Annotated in this window: 1 protein-coding gene; it reads left to right on the top strand. The window is 51.7% G+C overall.

Going from position 1 to position 1,360, the window contains the following annotated elements:
- Window positions 1–72 precede the first annotated feature (72 nt).
- Entirely contained in the window at window positions 73–1,077 is a 1,005-nt protein-coding gene (locus tag F3J38_RS27675; RefSeq protein WP_167144534.1) for an IS110 family RNA-guided transposase, read from the top strand.
- Window positions 1,078–1,360 lie beyond the last annotated feature (283 nt).

The following is a 1,360-nucleotide window of genomic DNA, read 5'->3' as shown; positions in this document are numbered from 1 at the left end:
TAATGAGATGGTCACCTCCACCCTGTCGGGCGCTATGCTGACAGGGTGTTTTTCTTTCTGAAGGGGATCATCATGCAAAACGTATCGCTCATTGGTATCGATCTCGGCAAGCACTCATTCCATGTTCATGCTCAGGATAAACACGGGCATGCCTTATTACGTAAAAAGTTCTCCCGTTCACAGTTAACCACTTTTCTTTCCTCCTGCTCAGCTTCTACTGTGGTGATGGAGTCCTGTGCTGGAGCACACTACATGGCGCGTCACATCAGTGCGTTCGGTCATCAGGTGAAGCTCATTTCTCCGCAGTTCGTCCGGCCATTTGTTAAAACCAACAAGAACGATTTTATTGATGCTGAAGCCATCTGCGAAGCCGCTTCGCGTCCTTCAATGCGCTTTGTTGCACCGCGTACTGAAGAACAGCAGGCGATGTCAGCCATTCACCGGGTGCGCGAGTCGCTGGTGAGAGAGCGTGTCAAAACCACTAATCAGATGCATGCGTTCCTGCTGGAATTTGGCATCAGCCTGCCACGGGGTATTGCAGTTATCAGGCGGCTCGAAGCACTGCTGGAAGAACACGCACTTCCACCGTATCTGGCTCGTCTGCTGGTGCGGCTACGCCAGCACCATACCTGGCTGAGTGAGCAGATAGACGAGGTGGAGCAGGAGTTAAAAAATCATCTGTCAGATGATGAGTCAGCGCAGCGTCTCCTAACGATCCCGGGCGTAGGGGTGATCACTGCCAGCCTGCTGTCGACAAAGCTGGGAGACGGAAAAAACTTTGCCAGCAGCCGTGATTTTGCGGCATCTACCGGACTTGTGCCGCGACAATATAGTACCGGTGGCAAAAACACGCTGATGGGGATAAGCAAGCGCGGGGATAAAAAACTGCGACGATTACTGGTGCAGTGTGCCCGCGTCTTTATGCAGCGGATTGAACACCATCCGGGACGGCTGGCTGACTGGGTAAAAGAACAGCTGACGCGACATTGTTCGAACGTGGTTGCGTGCGGGCTGGCGAACAAGCTGGCAAGAATAGCGTGGGCGATAACGGCACACCGGACAGAATACAGCCATTAAAAAAGAGCTGACAGCGGGACTGCCAGCTCTTGCTTAGATGTTTAACAGTTACCATCTGGTTTTGCGACGACTGATCATTGATGACCTGAACGGCACAACGACCTGTGGATGAACCTGACATAAAAAATGGCTCACTGAAGCCGACGCCTTTTTCAGGGTTCCACAGGTGCGAACTTCATCGTGGCGCGGGACAATATCCCATCAGACGCCGTATAGATTTAAGCAAGCCTCTCGTCATTAATCAAAATCAGGGTTGCAAAAATGGAGGTGACCATAGATTTTT

Source organism: Candidatus Pantoea formicae, assembly GCF_011752625.1.
Lineage (GTDB): Bacteria > Pseudomonadota > Gammaproteobacteria > Enterobacterales > Enterobacteriaceae > Pantoea > Pantoea formicae.
This window is presented reverse-complemented; position numbering and strand designations above follow the sequence as displayed.

What these genes read in the sequence shown, in the direction of transcription:
- F3J38_RS27675 (WP_167144534.1), top strand. Translation starts at nt 73, where the DNA reads ATGCAAAACGTATCGCTCATTGGTATCGATCTCGGCAAGCACTCATTC.